24 protein-coding genes and 1 pseudogene are annotated in these 25,639 nt (G+C 58.4%); 12 read left to right on the forward strand and 13 right to left on the reverse strand.

Annotation, left to right across the window (positions count from 1 at the left end; all coding sequences use genetic code 11):
• Positions 1-81 precede the first annotated feature (81 nt).
• Entirely contained in the window at positions 82-1,149 is a 1,068-nt protein-coding gene (locus BHU62_RS08965) for an FUSC family protein (RefSeq protein ID WP_073531594.1), read from the forward strand.
• A gap of 160 nt (positions 1,150-1,309) precedes the next feature.
• Complete coding sequence (gene tmaR / locus BHU62_RS08970; protein WP_004935612.1) at positions 1,310-1,627, forward strand: PTS system regulator TmaR; 318 nt, start codon at positions 1,310-1,312, stop codon at positions 1,625-1,627.
• Positions 1,628-1,785: 158 nt separating this feature from the next.
• Here the strand turns inward: tmaR and BHU62_RS08975 are convergent, their stop codons facing one another.
• Both BHU62_RS08975 and BHU62_RS08980 read right to left on the reverse strand, forming a co-directional pair.
• Entirely contained in the window at positions 1,786-2,574 is a 789-nt protein-coding gene (locus tag BHU62_RS08975; protein ID WP_073531595.1) for an ABC transporter substrate-binding protein, read from the reverse strand.
• A gap of 1 nt (position 2,575) precedes the next feature.
• Positions 2,576-3,778, reverse strand: coding sequence for a M20 aminoacylase family protein (locus BHU62_RS08980; protein WP_073531596.1), 1,203 nt, complete (start codon positions 3,776-3,778; stop codon positions 2,576-2,578).
• 139 nt (positions 3,779-3,917) lie between these two features.
• Here BHU62_RS08980 and BHU62_RS08985 point away from each other — a divergent pair, with 139 nt between their 5' ends.
• The 8 genes from BHU62_RS08985 to araD all read left to right on the forward strand — a co-directional run bounded on the left by BHU62_RS08985 (position 3,918) and on the right by araD (position 12,844).
• Positions 3,918-4,871, forward strand: coding sequence for a LysR family transcriptional regulator (locus tag BHU62_RS08985; protein WP_073531597.1), 954 nt, complete (start codon positions 3,918-3,920; stop codon positions 4,869-4,871).
• 283 nt (positions 4,872-5,154) lie between these two features.
• Positions 5,155-6,222: a zinc-binding dehydrogenase gene (locus BHU62_RS08990; RefSeq protein ID WP_073531598.1), complete on the forward strand. Its 1,068-nt coding sequence runs from the start codon at positions 5,155-5,157 to the stop codon at positions 6,220-6,222.
• A 135-nt stretch (positions 6,223-6,357) separates the two neighbouring features.
• Positions 6,358-7,275 carry an ABC transporter substrate-binding protein gene (locus BHU62_RS08995; protein ID WP_073531599.1) on the forward strand — a complete coding sequence of 306 codons (918 nt, stop codon included), beginning with the start codon at positions 6,358-6,360 and terminating at the stop codon, positions 7,273-7,275.
• Between the two features lie 54 nt (positions 7,276-7,329).
• The gene (locus tag BHU62_RS09000; protein WP_073531600.1) at positions 7,330-8,820 is read left to right on the forward strand and encodes a sugar ABC transporter ATP-binding protein; all 1,491 of its coding nucleotides are present in this window, start codon (positions 7,330-7,332) and stop codon (positions 8,818-8,820) included.
• Positions 8,817-9,806, forward strand: coding sequence for an ABC transporter permease (locus BHU62_RS09005; RefSeq protein WP_033647979.1), 990 nt, complete (start codon positions 8,817-8,819; stop codon positions 9,804-9,806). The genes BHU62_RS09000 and BHU62_RS09005 overlap by 4 nt, the downstream gene beginning before the upstream one ends.
• Positions 9,807-9,814: 8 nt before the next feature.
• Entirely contained in the window at positions 9,815-11,302 is a 1,488-nt protein-coding gene (locus BHU62_RS09010) for an FGGY-family carbohydrate kinase (protein ID WP_073531601.1), read from the forward strand.
• The gene (locus tag BHU62_RS09015; RefSeq protein WP_073531602.1) at positions 11,289-12,158 is read left to right on the forward strand and encodes an L-ribulose-5-phosphate 3-epimerase; all 870 of its coding nucleotides are present in this window, start codon (positions 11,289-11,291) and stop codon (positions 12,156-12,158) included. Before BHU62_RS09010 ends, BHU62_RS09015 begins: the two co-directional genes overlap by 14 nt.
• On the forward strand, positions 12,152-12,844 hold the full coding sequence (gene araD, locus BHU62_RS09020) for an L-ribulose-5-phosphate 4-epimerase (protein ID WP_073531603.1): 693 nt from the start codon (positions 12,152-12,154) through the stop codon (positions 12,842-12,844). Before BHU62_RS09015 ends, araD begins: the two co-directional genes overlap by 7 nt.
• 6 nt (positions 12,845-12,850) lie before the next feature.
• Here the strand turns inward: araD and BHU62_RS09025 are convergent, their stop codons facing one another.
• Entirely contained in the window at positions 12,851-13,855 is a 1,005-nt protein-coding gene (locus tag BHU62_RS09025) for a LacI family DNA-binding transcriptional regulator (protein ID WP_073531604.1), read from the reverse strand.
• A 277-nt stretch (positions 13,856-14,132) separates the two neighbouring features.
• Here BHU62_RS09025 and BHU62_RS24890 point away from each other — a divergent pair, with 277 nt between their 5' ends.
• Both BHU62_RS24890 and BHU62_RS09030 read left to right on the forward strand, forming a co-directional pair.
• Entirely contained in the window at positions 14,133-14,378 is a 246-nt protein-coding gene (locus BHU62_RS24890; protein WP_139282264.1) for a hypothetical protein, read from the forward strand.
• A 26-nt stretch (positions 14,379-14,404) separates the two neighbouring features.
• Entirely contained in the window at positions 14,405-15,055 is a 651-nt protein-coding gene (locus BHU62_RS09030; protein ID WP_139282265.1) for a hypothetical protein, read from the forward strand.
• 32 nt (positions 15,056-15,087) lie between these two features.
• On the opposite strand, the gene BHU62_RS09035 is transcribed toward BHU62_RS09030, so the two are convergent.
• The 10 genes and pseudogenes from BHU62_RS09035 to BHU62_RS09080 form a co-directional block, all read right to left on the reverse strand.
• A complete protein-coding gene (locus BHU62_RS09035; RefSeq protein WP_073531606.1) occupies positions 15,088-15,834 on the reverse strand; it encodes a PP2C family protein-serine/threonine phosphatase in 747 nt (248 codons plus the stop codon).
• A gap of 6 nt (positions 15,835-15,840) precedes the next feature.
• Positions 15,841-16,611: a protein kinase domain-containing protein gene (locus BHU62_RS09040; RefSeq protein ID WP_073531607.1), complete on the reverse strand. Its 771-nt coding sequence runs from the start codon at positions 16,609-16,611 to the stop codon at positions 15,841-15,843.
• A gap of 670 nt (positions 16,612-17,281) precedes the next feature.
• Positions 17,282-17,710 (reverse strand): annotated as a pseudogene (locus BHU62_RS09045) (LysR family transcriptional regulator); the annotation flags it as partial.
• 130 nt (positions 17,711-17,840) lie between these two features.
• On the reverse strand, positions 17,841-18,188 hold the full coding sequence (locus BHU62_RS09050) for a DUF3088 domain-containing protein (protein ID WP_073531608.1): 348 nt from the start codon (positions 18,186-18,188) through the stop codon (positions 17,841-17,843).
• Positions 18,189-18,353: 165 nt separating this feature from the next.
• A complete protein-coding gene (locus BHU62_RS09055; RefSeq protein WP_073531609.1) occupies positions 18,354-19,769 on the reverse strand; it encodes a Na+/H+ antiporter NhaC family protein in 1,416 nt (471 codons plus the stop codon).
• A gap of 21 nt (positions 19,770-19,790) precedes the next feature.
• Positions 19,791-20,951 (reverse strand): trans-sulfuration enzyme family protein, encoded by a 1,161-nt coding sequence (locus BHU62_RS09060; RefSeq protein ID WP_073531610.1) that lies wholly within the window; start codon positions 20,949-20,951, stop codon positions 19,791-19,793.
• Positions 20,952-20,973: 22 nt separating this feature from the next.
• Complete coding sequence (locus BHU62_RS09065; RefSeq protein WP_073531611.1) at positions 20,974-22,284, reverse strand: serine dehydratase subunit alpha family protein; 1,311 nt, start codon at positions 22,282-22,284, stop codon at positions 20,974-20,976.
• 604 nt (positions 22,285-22,888) lie between these two features.
• On the reverse strand, positions 22,889-23,968 hold the full coding sequence (gene lptG / locus BHU62_RS09070; RefSeq protein ID WP_073531612.1) for an LPS export ABC transporter permease LptG: 1,080 nt from the start codon (positions 23,966-23,968) through the stop codon (positions 22,889-22,891).
• Positions 23,965-25,035: an LPS export ABC transporter permease LptF gene (lptF, locus tag BHU62_RS09075; RefSeq protein ID WP_073531613.1), complete on the reverse strand. Its 1,071-nt coding sequence runs from the start codon at positions 25,033-25,035 to the stop codon at positions 23,965-23,967. The genes lptG and lptF overlap by 4 nt, the downstream gene beginning before the upstream one ends.
• A gap of 28 nt (positions 25,036-25,063) precedes the next feature.
• The gene (locus BHU62_RS09080) at positions 25,064-25,630 is read right to left on the reverse strand and encodes a YtfJ family protein (RefSeq protein ID WP_073531614.1); all 567 of its coding nucleotides are present in this window, start codon (positions 25,628-25,630) and stop codon (positions 25,064-25,066) included.
• Positions 25,631-25,639 lie beyond the last annotated feature (9 nt).

Raw genomic sequence — 25,639 nt, forward strand, 5'->3', positions numbered from 1 at the left:
TGGGGGACGCCTCATTCGCCTTTTCCTCGTCTCTTGTCCTCCGCTAAAATAAGGGTCTGGCTTGCATTGACCGGATACCTCGTGCGTCTCGACCGAAAAATCTCGCCCCTTGAACTGCTGACCTATCGCCACTATCGCATCGTTCACGGCGTGCGTATCGGGCTGGCGTTTATCCTGACCTTTCTGCTGATCCGCTTGCTGGCGGTACCCGAAGGGACCTGGCCGCTGATCACCCTGGTGGTGGTGATGGGGCCGATCTCGTTTTGGGGCAACGTGCTGCAGCGGGCGCTGCAACGCATTGCCGGCACGGTGTTCGGCGCCGCCTCCGGCCTGATCGCCCTGTATCTGGAACTCTATTCGCTGCCGCTGATGCTGACGTGGTGCGGCGTGGTGATGTTCGTCTGCGGTTACCTGACGCTCGGCAAACGGCCGTATATGGCGCTGCTGGTGGGGATCACGCTGGCGGTGGTGTGCGGTGCCGGCGCCGGCGATATGCACACCGCGTTGTGGCGCAGCGGCGACGTGATCTTCGGCTCGCTGCTGGCGCTGCTGTTCACCAGCCTCTACCCACAGCGCGCCTATATTCTGTGGCGCATGCAGATGGCGGACTGCCTGCAAACCGCCGGCCGCATCTACGGCGCGTATTTTTCGCCGAACGTCATTGAGCGACCGCGGCTGGAGCCGCAGCTCAAGGATCTGTTGAATCAGGTGGTGAAGCTGCGCAGCCTGATCGTGCCCGCCAGCAAGGAAACCCGCATCCCCAAAGCGGTGTTCGAGGCGGTGCAAACCCTCAGCCGCAATCTGGTGTGCACGCTGGAGCTGATGGCCGACGCCTACTGGGCCTCGCGCGAAACGCACTTCATCATGTTGAACGCCCGCACGCTGCGCAGCACCCAGCTGCTGACGCTGAGCTCGCTGGAATCGCTGGCGGTGCTGATGCGCGAAGGGCCGCAGGCGCAGCGGCAGGCGGCGGCGGGGCAGCTGGCGGAGATCGCCGGCGAGCTGAAAACGCTGATGCAGGAGGTGAGCCTCGGCCAGCACGGCGAAGCGCCGATTTACGGCTATGTCTGGCTCAGCATGGAGCTGGCGCAGCAGCTGGAAGAGCTGGGGGATCTGCTTCAGGTCTGCACCGCCGCCGGGCGCGAATAAGGGGTCAGATCATGAAGGCGGCGCTTTGGGTTTTGGCCGCCGGGGCAAAGTGAGTAAGATAAGGCAATCACTGTTGTGCCGGACCGCCACAAACCTGTATCTTGGTGCCATGTGGCCGTAAGCAAATGAATCTGTGTATTACTAAAGCAAGGGTATAAAGATGGATAATGCAAATAAGCCGAGTTTCCAGGACGTGCTGGAGTTTGTGCGTATGTTCCGCCGCAAAAACAAACTGCAACGCGAGATCGTCGACAACGAAAAGAAAATTCGTGATAACCAGAAGCGCGTGCTACTGCTCGACAACCTGAGTGAGTACATCAAGCCCGGCATGAGCATTGAAGACATTCAGGGCATCATCGCCAACATGCGTAGCGACTACGAAGATCGCGTTGATGACTACATCATCAAAAATGCCGATCTGTCCAAAGAACGCCGCGAGCTGTCCAAAAAGCTGAAAGCGATGGGCGAAGTGAAGTAATCCGCTTTAGCGGGCCGGGCGTCCTGCCTGGCCCGCATCCTTATCCCGCCTGATTTTCCGTTCTTGCCGACACTGCCGTTTCCGTTGGGGCGTTCCCCGGCGGCCGAAGGCGCCTCCCCATCCTGCAGGATCTGCAGGTGACCGCCGGGGAACGCTGGTTACTGCTCCGCGCCGTACATGTCGAAGTCGAAATACCTGTCGTTGATTTTCTTGTAAGTGCCGTTGGCGCGGATCGCCTGCAGCGCGGCGTTGAAGGCGTTCAGCAGCGCGGTATCGTCTTTGCGCACCCCGATGCCGTCGCCGACGCCGAAGTATTTGCTGTCGGTCAGCTCGGCGCCGATAAAGGCGAAATCTTTGCCGCCGGGCGTTTTGAAGAACTCGCTGGCGCTGACGCTGGCCAGCAGCGACGCATCCAGCCGGCCGTTGGCCAAATCTTCGTTCACTTCCTGTTGGCTTTGGTAAGCCACCACGTTAACGCCGGCCGGGCGCCACAGCGCGTTGGCGTAGGCCTCCTGGCTGGAGCCTTGCTGCACGCCGACCGATTTGCCCTTCAGCGAGGCAACGGTAGGCTGCAGGTTGCTGCCCTTATGCGCCACCAGCCGGGCCGGGGCGTTGGAGACTTTGCTGGAGAAGGCGATCTGCTGCCGGCGCTGCGGCGTGATGGTCATCGACGAGGCGATGGCGTCGAACTTCTTCGCCTGCAGGCCGGGGATCATGCCGTCCCAGCTGCTTTCCACCCATACGCACTTGGCCTGCATCTGGTCGCACAGCGCCTGGGCGATATCGACGCCGAAGCCGGTCAGCTTGCCCTGCGGATTTTTATACTCCAGCGGCGGAAAGGTGGGATCGATGCCCAACTTGATCACTTTGCCGCTGAATTCACCGCTCAGCGCGGGAAAACTCGCGGCCAGCGGCAGTAGCAAAAACAGCCCTTTGATAGTTTTCATGTCATTTCCTCAGCGTTGGTGATGAAACCGCGGGGCGAGCCAAAAAGCGCTCGACCAATTTGACCCAGTAGGTGGCACCCAGCGACAGACTGTCGTCGTTGAAGTCATAACCGGGGTTGTGCAGAGAATTACCCGGCGTGGCGGGGCCGTTGCCGATCGAGATGTAGCTGCCCGGGCATTTCTCCAGCATGAAGGCGAAATCTTCACTGGCGGTGAACGGCCGCAGCGTGGGGATAACCCGGCTCTCTCCAGCCCATTCCAGCGCCACCGCGCGCGCCAGCTCGGTTTCTGCCGGGTGGTTCACCAGCACCGGGTAACCGTGCTGGTAGTCGATCTCCGCGCGGGCGCCGAAGCTGGCGGCCTGCGCGGTGACCAGCTCGGTGATGCGCTGCTCCAGCCGCTCACGCACCGCCGCCGTCAGCGCACGCACGCTGAGCGTCAGGGTGGCGGTCGCCGGGATCACGTTGGCGGCCTGGCCGGCCTGCATCGCCCCCACGGTGACGATCGCCGTTTCCTGCGGATCGATATTGCGCGCCACGATGGTTTGCAGGCTCATGACGATGGCCGCGCAGGCCACCACCGGATCGACGGTGCTCTGTGGCACTGCGCCGTGGCCGCCGTGGCCGTGCAGGGTGATGTGTACCGTATCGGCCGAGCACATGAAGGGGCCGCTGGCGAAGCCCAGGTGGCCGGTGGGAAAGCCGGGCACGTTGTGCATGGCGAACACCGCGTCGCAGGGGAAGCGCTCAAACAGGCCGTCTTCGAGCATCACTCTGGCGCCGCCGCCGCCTTCTTCCGCCGGCTGAAAGATCAGGTGCAGCGTGCCGCTGAAGTTCGGCTGCCGCGCCAGACAGCGCGCCGCCGCCAGCAGCATGGCGGTGTGCCCGTCGTGGCCGCAGGCGTGCATCACCCCGGAATGGGTGCTGGCGTGCGGCAAACCGGTGGTTTCGGCAATCGGCAGGGCGTCCATGTCGGCGCGGATACCGAGCGATTTTCCCGGCCCGCGCTGCAGTGTAGCGACAACGCCGGTTTGTCCTACGCCACGCGTGACGCGGTAACCCCACTCCTCCAGCCGCTGCGCCACCAGATCCGACGTCGCGAACTCCTGGAAGCCCAGTTCCGGGTGGGCGTGAATGTGGCGGCGAAGCGCGACCATCTCATCATGAACGGCGGCGATCTCAGGCAGTACGAGTGAAGGGCTCATCACGGTCTCCGGCAAAAGGGTCCCGGCCAACGGGCGGGGAACGGGGCAGAGGGGTAGGCATCGAGACTAGCAAACTCCGTTTTTGCCGGGTAGCCGCCGTTCGGTTATGCTGACAACCAATGATTGTCAGGAGGTGAACATGAAACTGCACCAACTGCAGGCGCTGGTGGCCAGCGCCGACAGCGGCAGCATTCGCGCGGCGGCGCGGCATCTGGGGCTGTCGCAGGCGGCGGTGACCCGTGCGCTGCGCGAACTGGAGCAGGAGCAGGCGCTGCCGCTGCTGATCCGCACCCCGACCGGGCTGGGCTTTACCCCCTACGGCAAAACCCTGCTGGCGCACGCCCGGCTGGTGTTGAATCAGCTGGAGCAGGCGCAGGGGGAAATGGCGGCGCTGCGCGGGCGGACGGCGGATCTGGTCAAGGCGGCGATCACCCCCTGGCTGATGCTGACGGTGCTGCCGCCGGCGGTGATGGCGTTTCGCAGCAAGGTGCCGGCGGTGCGGCTGGAACTGTCGGAAAGCCTGATGGCCAACGCCCAGTCGCAGCTGCGCGAGGGCACGATGGATTTCGCCATCACGCCGCTGCCGGCATCGTCGGCGCCGCAGGAGTTCCACTGCGAGCCGCTGCTGGAGTATGAAACGGCGTATATGGTGCGGCGCGGCCACCCGCTGGCGCACAGCACCTCGCTGCATCAGCTGCTGGAGCAAGATTGGGTGATGAGCTATACCCAGGAAAGTTTCGATGCGCTGCTCGACGCGGTGTTCCACTGCCACGGCGTGCGCCTGCCGCGCCAGCGCATTATCCAGGCGCATTCGTTCGGCATGCTGCAGGCGCTGGTGGAATCCGCCGAGATGTGTACCTGGTGCCCGCGGCCGATCGCCGCGCTGCCGCAGTTCGCCCCCCGCCTGCAGCCGCTGGCGCTGCGGGAAAATTGCCAACCGGCGCAGCTGAATATCGTCACCCGGCGCAACAGCATTCTGAGCGCCGCCGCCCATGCGTTTATCGACACGCTGGTGCGCACCCTGCGCCAGCAGACGCGATCGTCGCGGCCGGAAGATCGCCAGATCTACGATCGCGTGCGCCTGTTGATTTAGCGGATCCCTCGGAACGACGATCCCGTAAATGGGATCGCGATCCGCATTTGTAGCATTTTTAGCCGCAATGTTAACGATATGTGACTTTGCTCAAATAATTATTTTTGCAGCTTTGGTTATATATCGTTCTATGTTCACGTTGTCATTTCTAATTATTGGGATGTGTGATGATTAATCTATTGAAATTTATCATTTTATAACGTTGCTTGTTTTTTGTTAGATAAAAATGACAACGTCAACATTAAGAAAATTCAAGCGTTTAACGAGTGTATTGGAGGAAGAGATGAGCCAGTTGCCGGAAAAAATGCGTGCGGTCGTTTGCCACGGCCCGCAGGACTATCGTTTCGAACAGGTGCCCACGCCGCTGCCGAAGGCGCGCGAGCTGGTGATCAAGGTGGAAGGCTGCGGCATCTGCGCCGGCGACTGCAAGTGCAAGAACGGCGCGCAGATGTTTTGGGGGGAGAACCCGTGGGTCAAACCGCCGGTGGTACCGGGGCATGAGTTCTACGGCCGCATCGCCGCGCTGGGCGAGGGCGCGGAAAGCAAATACCGGCTCGGCGAGCGGGTGATCGCCGAGCAGATCGTGCCGTGCTGGGAGTGCCGCTACTGCAAATCCGGCAGTTACTGGATGTGTGAGACGCATAACATTTACGGTTTCCAAAAAGACGTGGCGGAAGGCGGCATGGCGGAGTACATGCGCTTTTCCGAGAACGCCATCGTGCACAAGATCCCGGAAAGCCTGAGCCATGAAGACGCGGTGCTGATCGAGCCGATGGCCTGCGCCATCCACACCGTGGCGCGTGGCGACATCCAGCTGGATGACGTGGTGGTGCTGGCCGGCGCCGGGCCGCTGGGGCTGTGCATGGTGCAGGTGGCGCGCCTGAAGACGCCGAAAAAACTGATCGTGATCGACGCCATCGACGAGCGGCTGGCGCTGGCGAAGGAATTTGGCGCCGACGTGGTGATCAACCCGCTGAAGGAAGACGCCGACCAGATCGTCAAATCGCTGACCGGCGGCTACGGCTGCGATGTCTACATCGAGGCCACCGGTGCGCCGATCGGCGTCACCCAGGGGCTGCAGATGATCCGCAAGCTGGGCCGCTTCGTGGAGTTCAGCGTGTTCGGCAAGGAAACCACCGTCGACTGGTCCATCATCGGCGATCGCAAAGAGCTGGATATTCGCGGCGCGCACCTGGCGCCCTACAGCTATGAAATCGCCATCGATCTGTTCGAGCGCGGGCTGGTGACCTCCAATGGCGTGGTTACCCACAGCTATTCATTGAACGACTGGGACCAAGCCTTCGCCCTGGCGGACTCGACCGACTCCATCAAGGTGATCCTGGTTCCCTGACCCTCCCGCCGTACCGCTGTTGCCGTCACGATCGCCGGCCCGCTCGCAATGGGGGGCCGGTTGGTCGACCAAACGTAAAGACATGCTGTTGCTCTGATAACCACAACAAGAAGCTTCCCTACAGGAGAATTGGCTATGTTTTCATTATTCAAAAAGACCCTGCCTTTTATCGTCGCCGGTGGAATGTTGGCGGCCAGCCATGGGGCGCTGGCCAAGCAAATCACTATCGGTATGTCGTTCCAGGAAATGAACAACGACTACTTCGTCACCATGAAGCAGGCGCTGGATCAGGCGGCGGCGGATATCGGCGCCAAGGTGTACGTGGCCGATGCGCGCCATGACGTCGCCAAACAGATCGGCGACGTGGAGGACATGCTGCAGAAGAAGGTAGACATCCTGCTGATCAACCCGACCGATTCGGTGGGGGTGCAGTCGGCGGTGATCTCCGCCCATAAGGCCGGCGCGGTGGTGGTGGCGATCGACGCCCAGGCGGAAGGGCCGCTGGACTCGTTCGTCGGCTCGGAAAACTACGACGCCGGCTTCCAGGCGGGCGAGTACCTGGCGAAAGCGCTGGGCGGCAAAGGCAAGGTGGCGATCCTCGACGGCATCCCGGTGGTGCCGATCCTGGAGCGCGTGCGCGGCTTTGAAGCGGCGATGAAGAAATACCCCGACATCCAGATCGTCACCAAGCAAAACGGCAAGCAGGAACGCGACACCGCGCTGACCGTGACCGAAAACATGCTGCAGTCGGCGCCGGATCTGGCGGGCATCTTCAGCGTCAACGACGTCGGCGCGCTCGGCGCCCTGGCGGCGATCGAAAGCAACGGCGCCAAGGTCAAGCTGGTGAGCGTCGACGGCCAGCCGGAAGCCATCAAAGAGATCCTCAAGCCGAACTCGCCGTTCATCGCCACCTCGGCGCAGTTCCCGCGCGACCAGCTGCGCATCGCGCTCGGCATTGCGCTGGCCCGCTACTGGGGCGCCACGGTGCCGAAAACCGTGCCGGTCAAAGTGAAGCTGATCGACCGCAGCAATGCGGCCGGCTTTAGCTGGTAACAGCGGCCGGGTTCGCCCCGCTGCGGCGGGGCGTTCGGCGCGGAGGGCAATGCGGTGACACCTTTACTGGAACTGAAGCGAATAAAGAAGCGCTTTCCCGGCGTGAAGGCGCTGGACGGCATCGATCTGGCCATTCAACGCGGCGAGGTGCACGCCCTGCTGGGCGAAAACGGCGCCGGCAAATCGACGCTGGTGAAAATCATGTGCGGCATCTATCAGCCGGACGAGGGCGATATTTTTATCGACGGCGAGCAGCGCCGCTTTAACAACTATCGCCAGGCGATCGAGGCCGGGGTCGGCATTATTTTTCAGGAATTCTCGTTGATTCCCTACATGAGCGCCATCGACAACATCTTCCTCAACCGGGAGATTAGGAACCGCTGGGGCCTGCTGGATCGGCGGGCGATGCGGCGCAAGGCCGAGGCTATTTTCAAGCGGCTGACGGTGGCTATCGATCTCGATTGCCCGGTGGAGCAGCTGAGCGTGGCGCAGCAGCAGTTCGTTGAGATCGCCAAGGCGCTGTCGCTGGAGGCGAGGGTGCTGGTGCTGGATGAGCCGACCGCCACGCTGACGCCGGGCGAGGCCGAGCACCTGTTCAGCGTGATGAACGATCTGCGGCTGTTGGGCGTCGGCATGGTGTTTATCTCGCACCACCTGGACGAGATCTTCACAATCTGCGATCGCATCACCGTGCTGCGCGACGGTGCCTACATCGAAACGCTGGCTACCGGCGACACCAACGTGGAAGAGCTGGTGCGGCTGATGGTCGGGCGCAAAATCGAGAACGCCTTCCCGGTGAAACAACACCCGGTCGATACCGCGACGGTGCTGCTGGAGGCGGAGATCCAGCGCGAGAAGCACGGCGCGACCGACCGCTTCCACCTGCACAAGGGTGAGATCCTCGGCTTCGCCGGGCTGGTGGGCTCCGGGCGCACCGAGACCGTCTCGGCGCTGATCGGCGCCGGCCGCTGCCACCGCAAACGCGTCAGCCTCGGCGGCCAACCGGCGGCGCTGCGTTCCCCGGCGCAGGCGCTGGCGCAGGGCATCGGCCTGCTGCCGGAGAGCCGTAAAACCGAGGGCCTGGTGCTGCCGTTCTCGGTGGCGCAGAACATCACCCTCAACCGGCACCACCGGCGCGGCAAAATCTTCGTCAGCGCCCGCAAGGATCGCGACGTGGTGCAGCGGCTGATCCGCGCCGTGGGGGTGAAAACCCCGGACGCCGAGACCGCCGTCAGCACCCTGAGCGGCGGCAACCAGCAGAAGGTGGTGATCGCCCGCTGGCTCAACAACGACTGCAACATCCTGATCTTCGACGAACCGACGCGCGGCATCGACGTGGGCGCCAAGGCCGAGATCTACCAGCTGATGCAGCAACTGACCCAGCAGGGTATCTCCATCATCATGATTTCTTCCGAACTGCCGGAGATCATCGGCGTGTGCGACCGCGTGCTGGTGTTTCGCGGCGGCCACATCGTCGCCGAGCTGACCGGCGACGACATCGAATCCAACCACATTATGCTTCACGCGACCGGGAGTGCCTTATGATCGGAATTGAACAACCCGCCGTGGCGCGCCGCGCCGCCGGCCCCAGCCTCGGCAAGCGCTGGGAAAAACTGCTGCATCACCCGGCGGTCTTGCCGTTTATCGGCTTCGCTGTCCTGTTCGTATTGATGAGCCTGCTGAACGACAGCTTCCTCAGCGTCAACAACCTGACCAACGTGGCGCGCCAGGTGTCGATCAACGCCATCATCGCGGTGGGCATGACCTGCGCCATCCTGACCGGCGGCATCGATCTCTCGGTGGGGCCGGTGATGGCGCTGGCCGGCTCGGTCGCCGCCGGGCTGATGCTGGCGGCGGTGCCTATCCCGCTGGCTATGGTGGCGGCGCTGGCGGTCGGCGCGCTGTTCGGCCTGGCTAACGGCGCCTGCATCGCCTACCTGCGCATGCCGCCGATCATCGTCACCCTGGCGTCGATGGGCATCGCCCGCGGCCTGGCGCTGCTCTATACCGGCGGCTACCCGATCTCCGGCCTGCCCGACGTGTTCGCGTTCTTCGGCCGCGGCACGGTGCTGGGCATTCAGGTGCCGATCCTGATCATGCTCGGCGTGTATGTGCTGGCCTGGCTGATGCTCAATCAGCTGCCGTTCGGCCGCTACGTCTATGCGATGGGCGGCAACGAAGAGGCGGCGCGCCTGAGCGGCATCCGCGTGCCGCGCTACAAGATGCTGGTGTACGTGATCAGCGGCCTGACCGCCGCGCTGGCCGGGCTGGTGCTGACCTCGCGCCTGATGAGCGGGCAGCCCAACGCCGGCGAAGGCTTCGAGCTGGACGCCATCGCCGCGGTGGTGCTGGGCGGGGCGGCGATCTCCGGCGGGCGCGGCGCCATCGTCGGCACGCTGGTGGGGGCGATGATGCTCGGGGTGCTCAACAACGGCCTCAATCTGATGAACGTGTCGCCATATATCCAGAACGTGGTGAAGGGTGGCATCATCCTGGCTGCCATCTACCTCAGCTCCGTGCGGCGCAAATAGGGGGCGCGATGGCAGTCTTTCTTGGCATAGACGTCGGCGGCACGGTGATCAAGGCCGGGCTGTACCGGGCAAGCGGCGAAGAGCTGGCAATCGCCGAGCGCGACGGCGCGGCGATTGCCGCCCAGCCGGGCTTCAGCGAACGCAATATGGACGCGCTGTGGGATGACGTTTGCGCGGCAATCCGCCAGACGCTGCACGCGGCGGGGCTGGAGGCCGGCCAGGTGCGCGGCGTCAGCTTTTCGGCGCACGGCAAAGGGCTGTACGCCATCGACCGCCACGGCAAACCGGTCGGCAACGGCATTCTCTCTTCGGACAACCGGGCGGCGGAAATGGCGGCTGAGCTGTGCCGCGCCGGCGTGGACGCGCAGACCTACCCGCGCAGCCTGCAGCCGCTGTGGCCCAGCCACCCGGCGCTGCTGCTGCGCTGGCTGAAGCAGCAGCAACCGGCGCAGTACGCCGCCGTCGATCGCATCCTGATGGCGCACGACTACCTGCGCTTTCGCCTCACCGGCGAGGCGGCGGCCGAGGTGACCAACATCTCCGGCAGCAACCTGTTTAACCAGCACAGCGGCACTTACGATCCGGCGCTGATGGCGGCCTTCGGCATCGAAGAGGTGCAGGAGAAGACCGCGCCGGTGATCGGCTCGGCGCAGCTGGCCGGGCGGGTGACGGCCGCGGCGGCGGCGCAGTGCGGCCTTCGAACGGGCACCGCGGTGTACGGCGGCCTGTTCGACGTGGTGGGCGCGGCGCTCAGCTCCGGCGTGGCCGACGATCGCACGCTCAGCGCGGTGGCGGGCACCTGGTCGATCGCCACCTGCGTAACCGAGCGCATCATGCCCGCCGATTACCCCTACGCCTGGGGGCGCTACTGCATCGACGGCCGCTATTTCGTGCACGAAGGCAGCCCGACCTCGGCTGGCAACCTGGCCTGGTTCCTGCGCCAGTTCTGCGCCGACGACCGGCAGCGCTACGCCCAGTTCAACGCCTGGGTGGCCGAGCGCCGCGAGCAGCCCAGCGGGCTGCTGTTCCTGCCTTATCTGTACGGCTCCAACCTCGGCGGCAACACGCCGGGCGGGCTGATCGGCCTGAGCGCCCACCACGAGATGGCGGACGTGGTGCAGGCGATCTACCAGGGCATCGTGTTCTCGCACCTGATCCATCAGGAGCGCATGGTGCAGCTGAACCCGCGCATCGAGCGGGTGCGCATGACCGGCGGGCCGACGCAGTCCGAGGTGTGGATGCAGATGTACGCCGACGCCGGCAACCTGCCGCTCGAAGTGGTGGAAACCCGCCAAAGCGGCTGCCGCGCCGCCGCCCTGTGCGCCGCCGTCGGCGCCGGGGAGTACGCCGGGTTCGCCGAAGCGATCGCCGCTGCGCCGCCCAAACTGCGCTGTTATTATCCCGCGACCGCCGCCCATCGGCGCCTGCGCGCCCAGCAGGCGCGCTATCTGGCGGTCGCCCAGGCTTTGAGTGAGGTGACTGATGCAAACGACTAACGCCGCCTGTCTGGGGCTGTATGAAAAGGCGCTGCCCGCCGATCTGAGCTGGCCGCTGCGGCTGGCCACCGCCGCCGAGCTGGGCTTTGAATTTGTGGAGATGTCGATCGACGAGCAGCCGGCGCGCCAGCAGCGGCTGGACTGGGATCGCCGCCAGCGGCTGGCGTTTATCCAGGCGCGGCTCGACAGCGGGGTGACGGTGCCGAGCCTGTGCCTGTCGGCGCACCGGCGCGAGCCGTTCGGCAGCCATGACGCTGCCACCCGCGAGCGGGCGCGGGGGCTGATGAGCAAGGCGCTGGAACTGGCGACGGATCTCGGCATCCGCAACATCCAGCTGGCGGGCTACGACGTCTATTACGAACCCGCCGATCGCCACAGCCGCGAACGCTTTATCGAGGGCATGCAGTGGGCGGCGGCGCAGGCCGCCAGGGCGCAGGTGATGCTGTCGGTGGAGGTGATGGACACGCCGTTCATCAACAGCATCAGCAAATGGCGCGACATCGCCCGCCACGTCAACAGCCCGTGGTTCACGGTGTATCCCGATCTCGGCAACCTCAGCGCCTGGGGCAACGACGTCGCCGCCGAGCTGGCGCTGGGCATCGGCAGCATCACCGCCGTGCACCTCAAAGACACCGTGGCGGTGGGGCCGGGCAGCGCCGGGCAGTTCCGCGACGTGCCGTTCGGCGAAGGCTGCGTGGATTTCGCCCACGCCTTTTCCGCGCTCAACGCGCTCGGCTATCGCGGCCCCTACCTGCTGGAGATGTGGGCGCGCGAAGACGGGCAGGATAAGCAACGCATCGCCCAGGCCAAGGCCTGGATCGAACAACAAATGAATGAGGGAGGTATCGCATGCTGAACGAACTCAAGCGGCAGGTGTTGGCCGCCAACCTCAGCCTGCCGGCATACGGGCTGGTGACCTTTACCTGGGGCAACGTCTCGGCGATCGACCGCCAGAGCGGGCTAGTGGTAATCAAGCCTTCGGGCATCGCCTACGAGGCGATGACGCTGGAGGATCTGGTGGTGGTGGATCTGGAGGGCAAGGTGCGCGAAGGGCACCGCAAGCCCTCATCCGACACCGCCACCCACCTGGCGCTGTACCGCGCCTTCGCCGACATCGGCGGCGTGGTGCACACCCACAGCCGCAACGCCACCATCTGGGCGCAGGCCGGGCAGCCGATCCCGGCGCTGGGCACCACCCACGCCGACTACTTTTACGGCGACATTCCCTGCACCCGGCCGATGAGCGAGGCGGAGATCGCCGGCGATTACGAGGGGGAAACCGGCAAGGTGATTATCGAGACCTTCAAGCTGGCGGGGCGCGATCCGCAGCAGGTGCCGGGAGTGCTGGTCTATTCCCACGGCCCGTTCGCCTGGGGCAAGAGCGCGGCGGATGCGGTGCACAACGCGGTGGTGCTGGAAGAGGTGGCGATCATGGCGATGGCGACACGCCAGCTGGCGCCGGCCATCGCCCCGATGCAGCCGGAGCTATTGGACAAACATTTCCTGCGCAAGCACGGCAAACACGCCTACTACGGGCAATAGCGCCCGTCAGCGATTCAACAGCGAGCCGGTGAAGAACTCTCTGCGCACCGGCAGCTCGCCGCGCGGGCTGTGAATGGCGCTGAACAGCAGCTCCGCGGCGATCTCCCCCAGTTTCTGCGTATCGTGATACACCCCCGGAATGTGCAGGCCGTAAGCGCCGGCGCGCGGCGGCTCGTCTATCGAAAAGAACTTCACCTGCTCATAAAGCCCCATCTCGTGGCAGATGTCGATGGCGCCCAGCGTGATGATGCCGTTCAGGCCGATGATGTAATCCGGGCGGTTCTCCGGCTGCGCCAGATAGGCGCGCACCTCGCTTTCCTGCGAGGTGAAATCATAGTCGCCGTTGATAATATGAATCTCACGCCCGCTGCCCTGCAGCGCCGCGACAATGCCGGCGGTGCGCGTTAAGGTGATCTCCGAATCCGCCGGGCCGCCGATGATCAGCAGCTTCTGCTCCGGCTGCTCCGCCAGATAGCGCCCGGCCAGCACGCCGATCTCGCGGTTATCGAGGAACACGCCGCTCAGCTGCTGATCGTAAAGGTCACGGTCGATCAGGATCAGCGGCACGCCATACACCTCGGCCAGTTCGAGATAGGCGGGGCGGTAGCGCTTGTCGTCGCGCACCGCCGACAACAGGATGCCGCGCGCCTTGTAGCCGAACAGCGCCTGAATGGCGCGCATTTCCGCCTCTTCGCTGCCGTCGGTGTCGAACAGCATGATCTGGTAGCCCTGCTGACGCGCAATGCGCGACACGGTCTTGATCAGGCCGGAATAGAACGGGTTGTACATGCTGCTGGTGACGATGCCGATAATCTGGCTGCTGCTGCTTTTCAGCCCCTGCGCGAACGCATTGGGCACATAGTTCAGCTCTTTGGCGATGGCGTGAATGCGCTCGCGGGTTTCCGGCTTGACCAGCTCGGGCTTATTGAAGGCGCGGGAAACGGTGATATTGGTCACCCTGGCGCGGCGGGCGATATCCACGATAGTGGCATTGGGATTGGCTTTCGACACCGTCTTTCCTTGCGTTATGCCTCAACAGATCCCTTATTGTAGGGAAAGGGCGGGGGCGGTGCTAGGGGGGAAGGGAAGTCAGGCATAGAGGACCGCTTTATGCCTGGAGCGGACGTTGCTAAATTACACGGTAATCAACATTATGTTGAAGGTTAAGCCTGAACATCATCGAGGTTAAATGCCAGTCTCATTTGCTACCTACCGGCCACTTCCTTCGTCGAAACCGTGATATAAAAATTTTTTGGTGGTAAACTAAAAGTCAGAACAGGAGGTAATCATGCCTACATCACTTAAGCTTTCAGACAAACAGTTACGACAGATTTCCGCATCAGTCTTAGAGAGCGTAAAAGCTAAATCTATAGTGACCTCTCCTAGCGGAGAAGTATTGCGTAAAAATGTTGACAGTTCTAATGAGTTAACAATTACAGCAAAAAATAGTAAAACAGGCTCGACCGTTATTACTAGTAAACAGGCTACTAAAATATTTGATAATGCTTTTAAGAAAGTAGTCTCAACAAAATAAAATTTAAAGCCTCATATGAGGCTTTTTTGGCAAAAAATATGACGCAGCTAAAAGAGAGATGGGTTTTCAAAGAGTTAGTTACCTCCGGTGATGATGCACAAGAGTTAATGGCTTATGCAATTTACAAAGTCAAGAAGAATCAACTTGCGGAAACTCGCCGAAGTCAAGGTTGGACTGAAGAATCGATTCAAGATGAACTTGATAGATTCCATGAAATAACTTTGCAAGTTGGTCTTGATGATTACCGAACCAAAGCTCAAGCTCTTTTTCTTGAAGTTACTCAAGGTGCTGCGGAACATGTAACACCTTTTTATCAGGCTGAGATAGAAAAGCTAAAGAAAGAGCATAATGACGCTATTAAAAGATTAAAATCACAAATTAGCGATTTAAGAAATAATGCCGTGAAGCATTACATGGAAAAAGTTGATGAGTATAATTTAAGTCAGAAAACATGGAAAGATCGCTATCTGATTAGACCGGTAAAATGGGCATTTAGTGGATTGCCCGGCATTTTTGCTTCGGCTTTCACGTTAGGTGTTATAGTGGCTGTCATGGGATACTTTGCAGGTCCTGAAAAACGTACTTTGATTATTTCGGAAGGTGCTAAAAATGTTCTTGAGCTACTAGCGCCAAATCAAGTAGTCCCCGGACTCCCTGAGTCACTCGATAAAAAATGATTGAGTTATGATAGGGCTTACGCCCTATCTAGTCAAAGTGATATACTTAGTGCTATAAGTGTGTAATCATCTTCTGCATCGACTTTCTCTATTCTTTTTTTAAGACTAGAAGCAAAAGATACAGGACTTGACATGGTTTTCTCTGATAAGGTGGGCCGCTTATCCCAATAATTATATGCACCATCAGTCATAGCATATAAAAAAATACAGCCTTCATGCTTAGGTATCTCATTTAAATTAATTGAGTAAAAATCATATTGCAAATCATGATCTTTACTGAGTGCTTTTGTCAGAACTCGAGATAATCTAGCTTGATGTTCTTTGAGTTTTTTACGGCTAAACTCTCTAGAGTCAAGGAGTTCCTGATATTTAGTATGATCTTGGGTCAATCGCTTAAGCTTGTGGTTTGTATCTTTATAATAAATTCTACTATCACCGATATGAGTAATTTCTAATTTATCATTTTTAATAATTACAATCGATAAAGTTGTTGCTGCTTTAGAGAGTTGACTATGATTATGTGAAAGTTCGCTCAGCTTTAATTTGGTTGCATCAAAAACACTATTCATTGACACTTCATTGTTTTCTAACTCGTTTGATAAACACTCCATAGCGATTGTTGAAGCATTATCAGCACCGTCATACGAGCCGACCCCATCGGCAACAGCGAATACTAAGTTACCACTTTTGTGCATGAAAGGTACAAAAAAAGCATCTTCGTTGATTAATTTTCCTGGCTTTGCTAAGCAGAAAGAAGCTAATTCTTTAATCTTTAACATATAGCATTACCTAATTGAGTTAGAATAGTCAATAAACAACGAGTCGATATCTCTATATCGTTCATCATAAAAATAAGCAGTGCATTTACTAATGACCTTTTTAAGTGCAGCACTTGGGTTTGGGTATAACTCTTTCAAAATCTTTCCGAAAGCATAGATATCAGACTCTTTAAAAAACTCACCACTTTCTATACTTTCTGGAGCTCTATAACCTTCTGTACCAAGCTCATTGGGAGCAAATCTGGTTTTTACTTGGGCTCGTAAGGAATCCTGATCTTTAACGAGACCGAAATCAGTTAACTTATAAATTCCACCGGAAAATCGTATTATGTTTGCCGGTTTTAGATCGCGATGAATGTAATTTTTTTCGTGAACAGTTTTCAATCCACTTAAGATTGAAAAAACAGCTTGGCATTTTTTATACTCATCAAGATTATTTTCGAGAATATCTTTCTCCAAAGATGATTCACCTAGCTCCATTACAAAGAATGGATTTTCTAACGCTGTTTCATATAAGCAAATGTGTACTATCGAATCATGATTTAATAAGTTAAGCTCACATTGGGTTTCGATTTCAACTAGAAATCGCTCTCTGAGGTTTGCAACTGCTTTTACTTCGGTTGTGTTATTATCAGCGCTGGGAGAAAACGTTTTCCTAGCGTACAATGTATAGTGATCTTTTGTTGAATTATAAACTTTAACTTTGTCTACAATTCCACACCCCCCGGATCCGATTTCCTCAATGCTGTCAATAAAGTAATTACCTTTTTCAATCATTTACTCGTTCTCTGCGGAGGTAGGATACTGTTTCGAAAACACTTCCGACTATTTTACGGATGAATGCTTGAAAAATCAAATGCTACAATGATTTATTTGTTGTTCTATCTACATAAAGAAGCGACTCGGTGTAGGTTTGTTATCTAATCCATTGTTAACATCATTGATATGGTCTATTCAGCATCCCGCCTATCTGATTAGTAAATTCGATATGTAGATGGCTGTTTTCATCACGATTGAGATTTAATTGACTCCCTTTAGCGTAATTGTTGGAACAGACATATTTCTACATGATGATTCTTAATGGAGAATATAGTAAAAAATTGGAACTTTTACCGGGCATTCATAACCAATCTTATACGACTGCATGTTAGTAGCGAACTTTATTGTCGGCTGTTTCAACAAGTTACTAAAAGCTATCCGTCCGCTTTTTGTTCAAAGCCGCCCCTCTCATGCCATCAGTCAAAGCAATAATCCAGCGCCAGCAGCGGTGGGGCGAAGGCGTTGAGGAGGCCGTGGGGAAAACAACAATCTCTGCTTAAGAACGATCGGATAAACAATGCAGGTGATGAGTTCCACGATCGACTACCGGTAACAGCACCGCTAATCAGGCAGCGACGTTACACACCCAATCCAAATACACCGCTTACCTGGCCCAGCCTTCTAGCAATCACCCCCCAACCTCCCGCCACAACCCCGGCAACAGCGCCAACGTCTCATCAATCAGCACCCGTCGGTCATTACCCGGCTTCCAGATGGTCACCATGGTTTGGCTGATCCCCTGGCTGCCCACTTCGGTACGCCGCGTGTTGACGTTTTTCCACTGAGTTGCGTTCAGGTGCGTCGGCAGGGATCCCCAGCCGCATCCTTGTTCAAGCAGGCCGCGCAGCATCTTAAATATGGTGTGCCCGGAAATTTGCAGGCGGCGCGCCACGAGTTCGTCAGAGTCCGGGTGCATAATCACCTGCGGCGTGAGCGAAAGTTCCAGCAGTGAAAGCGGCGGTACGGCGTCTGGGAAAAGCGCTTCGGTGGCGTAAAAATCCATCGCTATCGCCCTAAGGCGCCACGCTATGGCGTTACCCACGCTGAGGTTATTCGCCCCGTCTTTCCCGGCATTATGCCTCAACAGTTCCAAACGCAGCAGGGGGGCTGTTCGGGTGAGCGATATGGCCACGTCCTTGTGGCCCGCCTCCGCCGCTATCCTCTGCGTGGATAGCGATCAGAGCGTACTAGGGGTGCTTTTTAGGGAAGGCGTGCCGTGTCGATAAGGCGGCAATAATGCTGTTCAGATCCGACAGGCACTCTCTGCCGTGGTATTCCGCCGCGGGCAGTCCCGAACGTTCATCCTGCGGCAAAACCAATAACGGCAGTGACTGGTTTTGCTCGTCGGTCAGTTCGATAACGGCGTGTCTGGGTTTCTCAAAGCGGACGTAGGTCACTTCTATGGCGTTTGCCAATTCAGGGTTTTTCGCCAGCAGCCCTTCGAGCAACGTGCAGTCGGGGCAGAAAAACGGCTCCCCCGGATACTGGTCATCGTGAAATCCCATATTGAGTAAAAACAACCGATCTTTTTCCATAAACTTCTCCGTTTGTAATGGAATAGGTTCGCTATTCCGCGATGCGATGCCGTTAATGGCCTGGCTTGCAAAACGTTAAACGCCGAATTTGGCCTCTTCCTGTCACACTGGCTTGCCACTGGGGCCAGACTTGAGGCGACCCCAGATTGCGCCTGGTTTGCGGGCTTAAAGAGAGAAGCCGATCGCCAGGTAAACCAGCAGCGCCAGCCCGCCGGTCACTAACGCGTAGGGGAACTGCGTCCTGATATGCTCGATATGCTCACAGTTGGTCGCCATGGAGGCCACGATGGCATCGCTGGATATCGGGGATGTCATGTCGCCGAAGATAGAACCGGCAATGGCTGCGCCGATCATATATTCCACCGGGATCCCCAGGGAGACGCCCAGCTGCACGCCGATAGGGATCATGATCGCGAAGGTGCCCCACGAGGTGCCGGTGGCCAGCGACATCACGGCGCTGATCAGGAAAATGAAACCGATCGAATAGCCGGAGGGGATCACGCCGGAAGTGACGGCGGCAATGTATTGCCCGGTGTTGAGCTCTGCGGAAATGTGCCCCATCAGGAAAGCCAGGATCATGATAGAGCTAATTTTCACCATGCTGGCGTAGCCGATATATAACTCTTTGAAAAAGTTCTCGATGTTCAGAACGCCGCGCAGGGTAAACCAGATAAAGGAAACCGCGGTGCCGAACATCACGCCGGAGTAAACGGACATGGAGCCGCTGCCCCGGGAGAACTGGCCGTCACCGGTAATATAGAGCGCGACGGGCACCATCAGTACGGTGGATAGGATGGGTATGAAAAAGTTAAGCAACGAATTGCATGCCGGGTGATCGATGACGTCATCCTCCGGCTCGCTATCGTCATCGTCGAGAGCGTCGGCATTGGCCTCAAAGCGGAGCTCCGCCTTTTTCATCGGGCCCCATGAAAAACCGGAAAGGATATAAAACAGCACCGAGGCCAGAGAGAACCAGGCCATGATATTCCACACCATGGCGCCCGCTAAAATTTCAAAAGGCTCCCCGTCGATATATCCCTTGGCGATCTGCACGCCAATAACGCCCATCATTGCGGCGCCCCAGCCGTTGATCATGACCGAGGAGCAGACCGAAACGCAGGATGTCTGGATAATGTAAGACATCTTCTCGGGAGACACCCGGTAGCGTTTGGCCAGGTCTTTGGTGGAGGCGCCGGCAATGAGCTGATTGATGGAGCTTTCAATAAAAATCAGTGCGGTGACGATCATCGCCAATAACTGCACGGAGCGCTTATTGGTGACATAGTCGTTCTTCTCGGTTAAAAACTGCACCAGCCTTCTGACCCCGCCGGTAACCACAATGAGCCGCATAATACCGCCGATCATCACCATAAAAACGACGGTTCGGGCATTGCCCGCAGAGGCGAAGGTATCGATGATGCCGTTCAGCGTGGCGCCAACCCCGCCGAGCAGGCTGTGATTGATAACGACGAAGCCGACAAAAATACCGGCCAACAGCGACAGGATCACTTGCCGAGTAAAGATCGCCAGAAAAATAGTCACCAAAGGCGTGATGACGGTCCATATCCCGTAATCGTGCATTTTTCGTCTTCCTTATGATCGTCAAGAAATGCAGGAGAGAGCATGGTCGAGATCGCCGATCAGATCGCCGGCATCTTCGATGCCGATCGACAGGCGAAGCGTCGTGTCATAGATACCGATGGATTCCTTTTCTTCGCGGCTCATGGCGCCATGCGACATCGAGGCGGAGTGGTTAACCATGCTTTCGACACCGCCAAGGGATTCGGCCAACACGAAATATTTCAGGCGTGGCAGGAAGGCTTTCACACTCTGAATGTCGCCTTTCAAACGGACGGTGACCACGGCGGCCCCCGAACGCATTTGCTTTTGACACAGGGCGTATTGAGGGTGTGATTTAAGCCCCGGGTAGCAAACGCCGACAATGGCGGGATGGTTTTCCAGAAATTCGGCGATGGCTTGCGCATTTTGGCATTGCCGCTGCATGCGCACATCCAGGGTTTTCAGGCCACGCAGCGCCAGGTAAGCATCGAACGGCGAGGCGATGGCGCCGACGGTCGTTTTGATGAAATCCAGTTTTTCGGCCAGATGTTGCCGGTTAGTAATTACCGCGCCGCCGATCAGATCGGAGTGCCCGCCAATATATTTGCTGGTGGAAAGCATCACCATATCGGCCCCCAAGGTCAGTGGGCGCTGATTCCAGGCGCTGGCGAAGGTATTGTCCACGCAGGTAGCGATATTCCGCGCTTTGGCGAGCTGGCAGACTTCCTGAATATCGACCAGCTCCAGCAGTGGATTGGTCGGCGTTTCAATCCAGATCAAACGTGTATTCGCCTGAATGGCGGCGCTGACCGCCTGAGGATCGTTGAGATCGACATAGGTGAATGTCATTCCCGACGTTGTTTTCCGCAGTTTTTCAAAGAGCCGCCAGGTGCCGCCATAAACGCCGCACATCGCGATCACGTGTGAATCCCGGGGCAGCAATTCGAGTATCAGCGACGTCGCCGCCATCCCGGAGGCGGTCGCCGTGCAATAGATACCGTCTTCAAGCTCGGCCAGCGCGCTTTCATAGGCGTTTCGCGTTGGGTTCGCCACTCTGGAGTAACAGAAATCGCCGCCTTCACCGAGGTTGGGTTGAATAAACGAGCTGGCGGTGACGATGGGAGTAAATATGGCGTTATGCCCTGGGTCGGTTTGGTTGCCGGCGTGTACGGCCAATGTCGCAATAGAGGGTACGGATTTCATAAATGGGCCTTTTTTGGTCTGATTATAGAGAGTGCGTTTTTTGGACTGTTTTATCCGACATGATTTGAATAATTTGTCTGTCGGTGTGTTGCATGGCTGATGCGGCCAGGCTGCACAGGGCGTCGATCGTGGCTTCAACATCCTCATGTACGATGCCGTCATGCCGATTTGCCACCCAATGCTGCCGGGCCATCAGGACTGATCTAACGGCGCTTTCGGTCGTGCTGGAAACCTTCATGGCGCAGGTGGCGGATGCCCCGTCGCAGAGAATGCCGCTGATGTCGCCGATCATGTTTTTAATGGCGTCGCCGATGGTGGCGTAATCCTTGCTCAGTAGCCAGGCCATGCCGGCGGCGGCGCCCATTGCGGCCGTGGATGCCGCGCACAGGGCCGACAGGCGCGCGTAACGCGAATGAATGGAGATCGCGACCAGATGGGACAGGGTGACGGCCCGCACCAGTTCTTCTTCGCTCCGCTGCAGGTGTTTGGCCAGGGTCACGACCGGCATCGTGGCGGCGATGCCTTGATTGCCGGAACCGAAATTGGTCATGGCCGGCATGGCGGCACCGCCCATTCTGGCGTCGGAAGCGGCGACCGTATCGATAACGATCTGATCCTTAAGCGTGGTTTGATGAAAGAGTTCGAAACCGGCCAGGCGCAGGGCACCATTGACATTCAACCCGTAGGGCGTGCTCTGCCCCTCTGCGGACAACGCGCTATTGAGCTGGACGGCTTCAAGCATGAAGGCGATATCGTCGTAGGCGACGTGCTGAATAAAATCCACCGCTTCCTGAATTGAAAATCGCGGCGGCGTGGCCGAATGGCGATGGTCAACACTCGCTTGCGGCGCCAGATTATCTGTCACGCCGTCGACAGATAAATGAGTAATCTGGGTATGGGTATCTTCGATAACGACCCGGCAACGTTTTATATCAGTGACGACGGTAATCTCGACGTAAATAAGCGCATCGCTGTCCAATGTTTGAATGCATACTTTATTTTCATCGATTAATCTTTTGGCAAGCGTAATATGCTCAGGCCTGATGTCGCGTAATACTTCCAACGCCAGCGACGCGTCACCACCGACGGCGCCAATGGCCGCCGCAAGCTGTACGCCGTTGCCGGGTATGTTCGGCAGGCGGACGCCATCGGCGTTTTTATAGAGGTTTTTGGATATTTTCCCGAATACTTCAATAATATTTCCTTCGGCATGCCGGGCCGCGGTTGCGGCGGCAAACGCGATGGCGATAGGCTCCGTACAGCCTAATGCCGGCCTGACTTCCCGCTTGAGCCAGGCGAGAAGAGCGCAAGGGAGAGTTATGTTTTCTGTCATGGCAGAGACTCGTTTTAATATTTTTTTTAGGATATTACTGGCATTGGAGAAAAGCTTACCTTTTTTATCATTAATTTTATGTGTAAATAGAAAATTTTTCTCTTTTGTTCTTTGATTTTGTTTTGATGTTTGTTGTTTAAATTATTGATTTTAATTAATTTGTATTGATTTTGATGTAAATCTTGTGATTTGCATCACAAAGATATTGGAGAATTTTTTGCCAAACAATGGCGTCATGGCGGGATTGTTTCACTGATTTTCGTTGATGCGGGGCAACCTTTATCGAAAAAATGAAAGGCATGTTGATTGAAAATAGAGTCAGGTTTGATATTGAATGGTTATGCGCATGAGGGTTAATTGTAAAGAATAAGCTAAATTCGCATTCGTCAGCATATATAATCTGCTTTATTTCACGCAAGAGAAGCAAATAATGTCTGGGGATATTGCGGTAGGTAAGGGTAATAACCTGTATCGAGCCTATAAAAGCCGTAGGTTGCCAGTTGCTTGCCGCTCTTTTGGCGGCGCAGGCGAAAAACGTTCGGTTTTCCCTGAGCCCGCTCCTGTAACGGCAAGCTATTGTGCACGCTGTCGGCGAGTCTAAACCCTAACCCCGCCGATCAAACCGATAAACCAGCACTAACGCCAGCGCCAGGATCAAAAGCGGCGGGGCGAGGGCGGTGAAGGGCGCGTTGAGGGCGAACAGCAACCCCAGGTTGAGGACGATCTGGTAAGCGATGTAGGTCAGCAGTCCGACGATCACGCCGAGCGCTAATCGGCTGCCCATGCCGGGGGCGCGCGGGGCGGTAAAGGTAAACGGGATGGCCAAGAGAATCATCGCCAGTACCAGCAGCGGCTGGCCGAGTTTTTTCCACAGCGCCAGGCGGTATTCGGTGCTGGGCTGCCCCGAGCCTTGCAGGTAATCGATATAGCGATCCAGCTGTTGGAGCGAGAAACTGCCGGCCGGCAGGGTCAGCTCTTTCAGGCTCGGCACGGCGAACAGCGAGCGCCACGGCAGGCTGCTTTGCCGCGCAATCGTCTCCTTTCCGCCTTGCCAGCGTTTCTGCATCACGTTGTGCAACAGCCAGCTGCCGTCGGCGGTGGTGCTGGCGCTGTCGGCGTAAATGTAAGATTCCAGCGCGCGGTTGGCCTGATAACGAAAGATCTCAATGCCGTGGGGCTGGTCGTTCTCATCGACGGTTTTGACCGTCACAAACTCGTTGCCGCGCCGCGCCCACAGTGGGTTAACGGTGACGTCGTTATCGTTCGACTGCGCCAGCGCGTTGTTCTTCATCTGCAGCGCGCGTTGCTGCAGCGGCGAGGCCGCCCATTCATCGAGTGCGCCGAGCGAGAGGTTCATCAGCAGCCCGGCGGCGAGCATCACCAGCGCGATACGGAATATCGACATCCCGGCGGCGCGGATCGCGGTCAGTTCCAGACTCTTGGAAAGCTGCCCCAGCCCGACGATGCCGCCGAGCAGCGCGATAAACGGCCCCAGATCGACCAGGCTGCGCGGCAGGGTCAGCACGGTCACCAGCAGCGCCTGCTGCCAGCGGTAGCCGCCCGGGGCCACGTCCTCCAGCTCGTTGATCAGCGTAAAGGTGGTGAACAGCGGGATGAGCAGCCCGGCCGCGGCGGCGAAGCCGATGAACACGTTGCGGATCAGGTAACGGCTAAAAATAGTCATCGGGAGGGTTTCCGCAGCAGGGATAAGTCGCGCGCCAGCAGCAGGGCGATGCCGGCAGCCATTGCTATCGGCACCAGCCAAACGCCGGGGATCGTCGGCAGAGAGCTGTTGGCCACCAGCGTGCGGCAAATGTTGCCGCCATAGAAAATCACGGTAAACAGCACCGTCAGGGGCAGTAGCGCGGCGTAGCGGCCCTGTCGCGGCTTGATGCGGCTAAAGGGGATCGCCAGCAGCACCATCAGCACGGTGGTCAGCCCGCGGCTCTCGCGCCATTGCAGTTCAGCGGCGTCGCCCGGATCGGCGGAGCGCGCCAGCTCCGCCGGCGAGGCCGACTTGTGCCGGCTCTCGGCGCTGGGCACGAATGGTTTGAGCGCGATGTCAAAGCTGTCGTAGTTTTGCCCGTTGTCGTCGGTGCCCTGGCGATCCAGCACATAGGCGGTGCCGGTTTTCAGCCGCACGGCGGGGCTGGCGGGGGAGGCGTCGAGCACCTCCACCGACTGCGCGCGGTACAGGTTGGTGTGATGGCCGCCGCGCACATAAATCAGGGCATCCGTCAGATGATTGGCCGTTTTGTCGACGTGATTGGCGAGGATCATGCGGCCGTTGCCGCTCACGTTGAATTTGTCGGCCTGCAGGTGGCTCACGTCCAGCACCGACTGCGACTCTTGCTGCAGCTGATAAATATTGGCGTATGCCCAGGGCCTGCCATACAGCGAAAGCAGCGTGACCGCTATCGCCAGCGGCACGGCCAGTATCAGCACCGCCTTATACAGCCTCAGCGGGCTGGCACCGGCGGCCAGCATGGCGGTGATCTCCGCATCGCTGTACAGCTGGCTCAGCGCCACCGCCACCGAAACATACAGCGCGACGGGCAATATCATCTCCAGCGCGATCAGCGATTTATAGAAAACCACCTCGGCCACCACCCGCAGCGCCAGCGTGCCGTTGGCGGCGTCGGTCAGGTAGCGCTGGGCGGAGTAGCTGGCGAACATAAAGATCAGAAACCCGGCGATCATCATCACCAGGCGGCGGATCTCAACCGTGATATAGCGTTCAATCAAAGACATGCGTCATCGGCTCCCGGCGGCGTGCGCTTCATGGCGTCTCCCGGTCGATCAGGGTGCGCAGCAGGGCGATCACCTGGTCAACTTCCTGCGGGGTGAGTGCGCCGTCCTTCGCCCACTGCACGCGCCCGGCCTTGTCCAGCACCACGATGGTGGAGCCCTCCTCCGGCAGCCGCCAGGCCATGCGCCCCAGCCCGTCGCTGTCGACGATGAACTGCGCCCAGGGGTAATGCCGCTTGTTTTTCTCGATCTTGCCGCGCACGAAAAAGCCGGAGCCCGGTATCGCGTCGTCGGTGTTGACGATGGTGGTGGGCTGGAAGCGATCGCCCGGCAGGTTCGCGTCCTTGACGGCGTTGATCAGCAGCGAGTTCTTCTTTTTGGCGGAGGTGCGCCCGGCGATGTACTGGATCACCCGCACCTTGCCCGCCAGTTTTGCGCTGTTCCACGGCCGATAGTGGAAATCGCCGTTGCGCAGCAGCAGCTCGCCGCGATCGGCGATGGCGATCGGCGCCACCGGCCGGCCATGCACGAAGTTATGCGCAGGCGCCGCCAGCGGCGGCAGCAGCAGTGCGAGGGTCAGCAAGCGGCGTAACGTCATCATGGCTCC

Origin of the sequence: Serratia marcescens, from assembly GCF_001902635.1 — a bacterium.
In the GTDB taxonomy this organism is placed as follows: Bacteria; Pseudomonadota; Gammaproteobacteria; order Enterobacterales; family Enterobacteriaceae; genus Serratia; species Serratia marcescens_F.